The 8560-nt window shown below is 38.5% G+C and carries 6 protein-coding genes; all 6 read left to right on the top strand.

Annotated features, from left to right (window positions below; genetic code table 11):
* Positions 1-148 precede the first annotated feature (148 nt).
* Positions 149-1327, top strand: a complete 1179-nt coding sequence (locus tag ACJ2A9_RS04350; RefSeq protein ID WP_441420371.1) for a pyridoxal phosphate-dependent aminotransferase — start codon at positions 149-151, stop codon at positions 1325-1327.
* A gap of 137 nt (positions 1328-1464) precedes the next feature.
* Entirely contained in the window at positions 1465-2007 is a 543-nt protein-coding gene (locus ACJ2A9_RS04345) for a hydrolase (protein ID WP_441420370.1), read from the top strand.
* Positions 2008-2097: 90 nt separating this feature from the next.
* Entirely contained in the window at positions 2098-2994 is an 897-nt protein-coding gene (locus tag ACJ2A9_RS04340; RefSeq protein ID WP_441420369.1) for an AEC family transporter, read from the top strand.
* A 172-nt stretch (positions 2995-3166) separates the two neighbouring features.
* The gene (locus tag ACJ2A9_RS04335) at positions 3167-5080 is read left to right on the top strand and encodes an ABC-F family ATP-binding cassette domain-containing protein (RefSeq protein WP_441420368.1); all 1914 of its coding nucleotides are present in this window, start codon (positions 3167-3169) and stop codon (positions 5078-5080) included.
* Between the two features lie 289 nt (positions 5081-5369).
* The gene (locus tag ACJ2A9_RS04330; RefSeq protein ID WP_441420367.1) at positions 5370-6542 is read left to right on the top strand and encodes a pyridoxal-phosphate-dependent aminotransferase family protein; all 1173 of its coding nucleotides are present in this window, start codon (positions 5370-5372) and stop codon (positions 6540-6542) included.
* A 162-nt stretch (positions 6543-6704) separates the two neighbouring features.
* On the top strand, positions 6705-8558 hold the full coding sequence (locus ACJ2A9_RS04325; protein WP_441420366.1) for an SLC13 family permease: 1854 nt from the start codon (positions 6705-6707) through the stop codon (positions 8556-8558).
* Positions 8559-8560: the final 2 nt, after the last annotated feature.

The raw sequence follows: 8560 nt of genomic DNA, 5'->3' as shown, positions 1-8560 counted from the left end.
TAGAGCTTAGTGTTGGCTAACACCAACCGACATTCATCTCCCACCTACTCATTGGGCTACACCTTTCACATTCCTTGAGGTGGGAGTCTTCTGTCGGAAATCAAATAAATTATTTGAATATTATTAATAGTAAGGTGTGGTAATAAAAATGAAACAATTTGAGCAATCGGAGGTCTTAAAACGTTTACCAGAGCAATTCTTTGCCAAGCTCGTACTTAATGTTAATGAAATGGTAAAAAAGGGACATGATGTTATAAATTTAGGTCAAGGAAACCCGGACCAGCCAACACCTCAACACATTGTCGCTGCAATGCAAGATGCTGTTACAAATTCAAACTATCATAAGTATCCTCCGTTTCGTGGCTACCCGTTTCTTAAAAAGGCGATAGCAGAGTTTTATCAGAGAGAATACGGAGTCGACATTGATCCTTATAAAGAAGTAGCCGTTCTATTTGGTGGAAAAGGCGGGCTTGTTGAAATAAGTCAATGTTTACTTAATAAAGGTGATGTTGCATTAGTCCCTGACCCAGGATACCCTGATTATTGGTCGGGAATTGCGGTAGCTGAAGCAGAAATGGAAATGATGCCATTACGTGCCGAGCATAGCTTCCTGCCAAACTATGCTGCAATTACAAAGGAAAAGGCTCGAAAAGCCAAGTTGATGTTTCTTAACTACCCAAATAATCCAACCGGAGCAATTGCTACAAATCGTTTTTTTGAAGAAACAGTTTCTTTTGCAAGTGAAAATGATATTTGTGTTGTTCATGATTTTGCTTACGGAGGGATCGGTTTTGATGGTGAAAAGCCAATCAGCTTTCTCCAAACAGAGGGAGCGAAAGAGGTTGGAATTGAAATTTATACCCTTTCCAAAACATATAATATGGCAGGCTGGCGTATTGGGTTTGCTGTTGGTAATCCGAGTGTAATTGAAAGCATTAATTTATATCAGGATCATTTTTATGTGAGCATATTTGGAGCCATTCAAGAAGCGGCGGCAACAGCATTGTTAAGCTCGCAAGATTGTGTGAAAGAATTGACGCAAACGTATGAAAAAAGAAGAAACGTATTAATTAATGGGCTGAATAAGATCGGGTGGGCGGTTGAGGCTCCTAAGGGCTCATTCTTCGCCTGGTTACCAGTACCAAAAGGATATACATCGGAGACGTTTGCAGATTTCCTTTTACGAGAAGCATATGTTGCTGTAGCACCAGGCATAGGCTTTGGGAAAGAAGGGGACCAATATGTTCGTGTTGCGTTACTGACGGAGGAAGATCGGCTTCAAGAGGCTGTCGATCGTCTTGAAAAATTGCATCTTTTTAAAAAATAAATAATATAGACAGTAATAGTGTTATAATCATATAAAAAACTGCACCCTAAAAAATTAAATAAATGTAATTTTTTAGGGTGATTTGTTTTTTGTATAAATAGCAGAGATCAAACTAAAATGGATGAGGTGACTATTAATTGAGGCTTGATAAGGAGAAAGCAGCATTAGTCGTAGTTGATGTCCAAGGCAAATTAGCTCATATGGTGTATGAACAAGAAATCCTGTTTGAAAATATTAGAAAATTAATTCTAGGGTCTAAATTGTTTAATATGCCAATTATTTGGGTCGAGCAATACCCGGAAGGACTAGGTTCTACTGTTCAAGAGATCGCTGAATTGTTGGAAGGCATGGAACCAATTAAGAAAATGACATTTAGTAGTTGTGGAAGTGAAGAGTTCTGTGAAAAGCTATCAAAAATAAATCGTAACCAGCTTTTAGTTGTTGGGATCGAGGCACATGTCTGCGTCTATCAAACTGTCATGGACTTATTACAATTAAACTACCATGTTGAACTTATCACGGATGGCGTATCTTCAAGAACCTATGAAAATAAGAAAACAGCAATAGATAGATTAAAGGCCGCAGGTGCTAATTTAACAAGTACGGAATTAGCGTTGTTTGACTTAATGAAGACTGCGGAAGGTCCTACGTTTAAGGAAATGCTGAAGATTGTAAAGTAAACCTTTATGCCACAAGTTAGTTCTCTCTACTTATTTATACAATAAAACATACGTAGCATCGATAAACTAAAAATAGAAAGATGAGAAAAAATGACAATTTTTATCGAAGTTGTACTACCGGTTACTCTCGTGTTTTTAATAGGATTCCTAGTTCAAAAGTGGCGTAATATTGATATTCGTACATTATCAACCGTGGCGATTTATATATTAACACCCTGTCTTGTTTTTAGGACGTTCTATACTACACCACTGGATATGAATTATGCTTACATGGTATATTTTTCATTAATCCTCCTTTTTGCAATTATTCTTATCAATAAAATATATGCAAAAATCAGAAACTACTCTCAGTCACTGGAAAGTGGTTTAATTTTATCTACTGCATTTATGAATTCAGGAAATTACGGTGCACCTATCATCCTGTTTGCATATGGAACAGCCGGATTTGATTATGCGGTCTCATTAATGGTTCTTCAAGCGATCATTATGAATTTCTTCGGCGTGTATTATGCAGCAAAAGGAACCGACGGTATAATGCAAGCAATAAAATCAGTGATGCAAATGCCGGCAACGTATGCTGTTATTCTGGCACTATTATTAAAGGCATTTACGATAGAAATGCCATCAAATTTATTTATGACAATTGACCTGATTGCTGAAGCAACGATTCCGATGGTTATGGTCATTCTTGGAATGCAATTAGCAGAGATAAAATGGTTAGGTTTCCAATGGTCAAAAATCTGGTTTGGTGTCATTTTGCGACTGGCCATTTCACCACTTATCGCTTTTTTCATTGTATTGGCTTTTCCAATGGATCCACTGCTAGCAAAGGTACTAATTGTTTCAGCAGCGATGCCAACGGCTGCGACAACAGCAATCTACGCTGTTCAATTTAACTCTGAACCAAAGCTGGTCTCAAGTATTACATTAATCACAACTCTAATAAGTGTTGTAACAATAACCTTATTATTAGCGATATTAGGATAGAAGAAAGCGATTAGGGAGATAATCTCTAGTCGCTTTTCCAATGAATTTATAATTTATAATGTATAATGTAAAATGATTAAGATAATACATAGATGTTATTTATTAACTACTTGGATAGCTTATCAGTAATTCTAAATTATTAATTCTAAATTTCTTTTAGGGGTTGAATCGGTTGAAGCATGTATTGGTTGAAAACTTATCAAAAAGTTACATAGACAAAGTGTTATTTAAAGATATTTCCTTTGCTATTTCGGAACAGCAAAGAATTGGTGTTATTGGTGTTAATGGTACGGGAAAATCAACGTTATTAAAAATCATTGCAGGAATTGAGACAGCTGATGAAGGGAATATTGTTCACCCAAGTGATTTTCGGATTGAATATTTACCGCAAAATCCAGAATTTGATGCTCAATCAACGATTCTTGATCAAATTTTTCTTGGTGATACGCCATTAATGCGGTTATTGAAGGAATATGAACAGGCATTGATTGATATTGAGAAAAATCCTACTAACGAAAAGTATCAGAATCAGCTCTTTTCCCTCCAACAAAAAATGGATGCAGCTGATGCATGGGATATGAACACACAAGCGAAAGCGGTCTTAACAAAATTGGGAATCACTGATTTCACAAAAAAAATCAGTGAGTTATCAGGTGGACAGAGAAAGAGGGTAGCGATGGCGAAGGCGTTAATTCAACCAGCTGACTTGTTTATTCTCGATGAGCCAACGAATCATTTAGATAATGAAACGATAGAATGGCTAGAGGAGTTACTTTCACGTTACCGAGGAGCAATTCTACTTGTTACTCACGATCGTTATTTCCTAAACCGAGTAACAAATCGGATGATCGAGCTTGATCAAGGAAAGCTGTATAGCTATGAAGGAAACTACGAAATGTTTCTTGAAAAAAAAGCTGAACGTGAGGAACGAGAGGCAGCGATGGAGAAGAAACGTCAAAACCTTTTGCGCCGTGAATTAGCATGGCTTAAACGAGGAGCAAAAGCAAGGACGACAAAACAAAAAGCTCGTATTGACCGGGTGGAAACAATTCGTGAACCGATTACGAAACAAAAAGAAGAACAGCTTGATATGGCTATAGGCTCTAAACGGCTAGGTAAGAAAGTAATGGAAGCGAAACATATTAGTAAAGCATTTGAAGGGAAACTCCTCATCAATGACTTTAATTACCTCGTTTTGCCACAGGATCGTATTGGAATTATTGGTCCTAATGGAAGTGGTAAATCTACACTATTAAATATTCTTGCAGGACGCATTCAGCCTGATTCAGGTGAGGTTGAAGTAGGACAGACGGTAAAGCTTGCTTATTATACCCAGGAAAATGAAGAAATGGACCAAAATTTACGGGTAATCGAATATATTAAAGAAGTAGCTGAAGTCATTTATACTGCTGATGGCCAATCAATTACTGCTTCTCAAATGCTCGAGCGATTCTTATTTTCACCAAAACTCCAATACACGCCTATTTATAAACTTTCAGGGGGAGAACGCCGTAGACTTTATCTTCTGAGAGTGTTAATGGAAGAGCCCAATGTTCTTTTCCTTGATGAGCCAACGAATGATCTTGATATTCAAACACTAACCATACTAGAAGATTATTTGGAGAACTTCCCTGGTACCGTCGTTACAGTGTCCCATGATCGTTACTTTTTAGATCGGACTTGTGAGCATCTTTTTGCCTTTGAAGGTCACCCGGTAATTCGCCATTTTTATGGGAACTATTCGGATTACTTAGATGTAAGAAAGACAGAAAAAGTGTTAGAAATAGAAGAGGAAAAAAAGAAAGAGAATAAGGATGTTCATAAGTCTCAGGAGAGAACAAAGACACGGGCAAGAAAATTGTCATTTAAGGAGCAGAAGGAATGGAATGAGATCAATGAACGAATTGAAGCACTTGAAAAGAGAAGCGCAGAACTTAAGGACGAGATCGCACAGGCTGGAAGTGATTTTGCGAAGGTTCAACCGTTATTTGAAGAGGAGCAACAAGTAACAGAAGAATTAGAACAAGTCATTGAACGGTGGGCTGAACTTTCGGAGCTGATCGAAGAGATCGAACAGGGAAAATAGCAGGGAAGTTAACTTTAACAAGCTATTCGCAATATAATACTAATATACAGCAATCATTTATAAGGAGGGTTTTGTAAATGATGAGGTGGTTAGTGGCGGTGTTTTGGATCGGAAGGCTACTTCGGAAAAGGTAATATTTTTATTAGTTAATAGTTAAAAGTTAAAAGTTGTATGTTGAATGTTGGATTGAGGGTTTGCTATGGAGGGATTTTGAAGATTTTGGAGAAGTATATAGTATTTAGGATATAGTATCCAATGTAAATGATGAGTACAAGGGGAGGAATTACATATGACTGCAGAATTAAATCCGCCACAACGTATACTAATGGGGCCTGGACCAAGTGATGTTGCTCCTAGTGTTCTTCGGGCAATGGCGATACCTCTGTTAGGACATCTTGATCCAGCATTCTTACAGATCATGAATGAAACAATGGATTTACTGCGAAAGGTGTATCAAACTGATAACAAGTTAACGATAGCTATGTCAGGGACTGGCAGTGCAGGAATGGAGACGGTGTTTGTTAATTTAGTCGAGCCAGGCGATAAGGTTATCATTGGTGTCAATGGTCTGTTTGGGACGAGAATGGTTGATGTTGCTGAACGATGCGGGGCAACGGTGATTCCCATTACAGCACCATGGGGAGAAATTATTCCGCCTAAGGCTGTAGAGGAAGCGCTGCGTCTACATCCGGAAACAAAATTAGTCGGCATTGTACATGCTGAAACATCAACAGGTGTCAGACAACCATTAGACGAAATTAGTGAAATCGTTCATCGGACTGAGGCATTGCTTATCTGTGATATGGTGACATCTATTGGCGGCTGCCCAACTGAAGTGGACAAGCATAAGATTGATGCAGCGTACAGTGGGACGCAAAAGTGTTTGAGTGCACCTCCTGGCCTTGCTCCTGTTACGATGAGTGAAAAGGCTCTAGAAGTGATAAATCAACGGAAAACAAAAGTGCAAAGTTGGTATTTGGATTTAAGTATGATCCAAAGCTATTGGTCTGATGAACGCGCTTATCACCATACTGCACCAATATCGATGGTCTATTCATTGCGAGAGGCCCTTCGTTTAATTGTGAAAGAAGGTCTTGAAAATGTATTTGAACGTCATGAACGATATGGTACAGCATTGCATCTTGGACTTGAAGCGATGGGTCTTGAGCTGCTTGTTGCTAAGGAGCATCGTCTTCATCAATTAACATCTGTGAGAATTCCGCAGGGAGTGGATGATGCTGCTGTGAGAAAAGAACTGTTAGAGCGGTATGGTCTTGAAATCGGTGGTGGTTTAGGAGACTTAAAAGGACAAATTTGGCGGATTGGATTAATGGGCTATAATGCTCGACAAACAAATGTTACACTTTTCCTTGCAGCACTTGAGGACGTACTGCGAAATCAAGGATACGAGATGACTGCTGGAGCAGGAGTTCAAGCGGCAAATCGTTATTTAACAAAATGATAATTATATTGACACAAATTTGCCTACCAGATTTTTGCTGGTAGGTTAATTTTTTACTATAATAAAGCTTATGCGCTATTTGGGACTTATTGTAATTTATATGGAATGTTAAATTTTAAGTAAAATAAAAATAGGTTAGTTGTATTTAGGGAGGCCGAACAAGTGGAATCACAACTTGTGTTAACATTTATTATTTTGGGTGTTGCAACAATTTTCTTTATGGTTGGTCGGATTCGCTCGGATTTAGTGGCATTACTTTCACTATTGGCTTTACTGCTTAGTGGAGTGATTACGACAACAGAAGCACTTGCAGGATTTTCTAATTCAGTTGTGATTATGATTGCTGGTTTGTTTGTAGTTGGAGGAGGAATTTTGAGGACCGGCCTGGCAAAAATGGCAGGCAACCTCTTACTGCGTTTAGCAGGGAAAAGCGAAATGAAATTACTAATCTTGTTAATGAGTGTAGTGGCTATATTAAGTGCATTTATGAGTAACACTGGAACAGTTGCTGTACTTTTGCCGGTTGTCATCAGTTTAGCACTAGGGATGAATAAAAGCCCATCACAGTTTTTAATTCCTTTAGCATTCGCAAGTAGTTTAGGAGGAGTGCTTACTTTAATAGGAACTCCACCTAATCTGATTGTAAGTGAAACATTGAAGCAATACGGATATGAACGTCTGAGTTTTTTTGATTTTACACCAATCGGAATTGTTGCACTGTTAACTGGGATGTTATTTCTCCTGACAATTGGCAGACAATTGCTGCCAAAAGAAAAACAGGTAAAATCCAAAAGGAGTCATGGCTCAATTTCGGCAAAGGAACTGGCAAATTACTATGAATTAACGGATACCATTCATCGGGTCCGTGTACGGCGCGGTTCACCAATGAAAGGGAAGAATCTGGCTGATTTAAGATTACCGGGTAATTATCAGTTATGTGTTCTAAAAATTGAACGGAAGTCCTCTGAAGGCAATAAGATTTTTCCTGTTACATATCAGGAGATGGCTGGGCCAAATAGTACGGTTCGTGAACATGATATTCTTTATTTACAAGGGCCATTACAACAGCTTAGCCGTCTTTTGGAGGATTATCTTTTGGATTTGCAGCAAGAAAAAGATGCAACATCTGAATACCTGATTTCCAAACAACTTGGTATCGCGGAAGTTTTGCTAACACCACAGTCAAGTTTAATTAATGAAACTGTGGAGAGCGTAAACTTTCGTGAAAAATACAATTTAAATATTTTGGCAATCAATCGAAAAGGTGAATACTTGCTAAAAGATATGTCGAAACAAAAATTACGTTTTGGGGATGCGCTCCTTGTCCAAGGTTCATGGGATGAAATTGAATTGTTGGCAAGAGAGACAGATGATGTTGTCGTCGTTGGACAACCCCAGGAACAAGCAAGCATGGCAGCAGCTAACGGAAAGGCACCGATTGCTGCATTTATTATGTTAGGAATGCTTGTTATGATGACGTTTGAAGTGGTTTCAGCTGTTACAGCAGTAATTATTGCTGCAATGCTAATGGTGATGACGGGTTGTTTACGTAATATGGACGATGCCTATGGAAGGATTAACTGGGAAAGTGTCGTTTTAATAGCGGCAATGCTCCCAATGGCAACAGCTTTGGAAAAGACCGGGGGAGTTCAGCTACTTTCAGAAAACATCGTGCAAATGTTAGGTGGATATGGACCATTAGCTGTAATGGCTGGATTTTACTTATTAACAACGTTTTTTAGTCAGTTTATCAGTAATACAGCAACTGCTGTTCTTTTTTCGCCGATTGCAGTTACTGCTGCGATATCGATGGGAGTAAGTCCTTATCCAATGTTATTGGCTGTATCGATCGCCGCAAGTATGGCCTTTGCGACTCCTGTGGCATCACCGACCAATGCTTTAGTGATGACTGCAGGAGGTTATAAGTTTAGTGATTTTGTGAAAGTAGGGGTACCATTGCAAGCGGTCATTTGGTTTGTGATGATGTTTGCGATCCCATTCTTTTTTCCGTTTTAAAA

Source organism: Anaerobacillus sp. MEB173 (assembly GCF_052119505.1).
Taxonomy (GTDB): Bacteria; Bacillota; Bacilli; order Bacillales; family JBJMAU01; genus JBJMAU01.
This window is presented reverse-complemented; position numbering and strand designations above follow the sequence as displayed.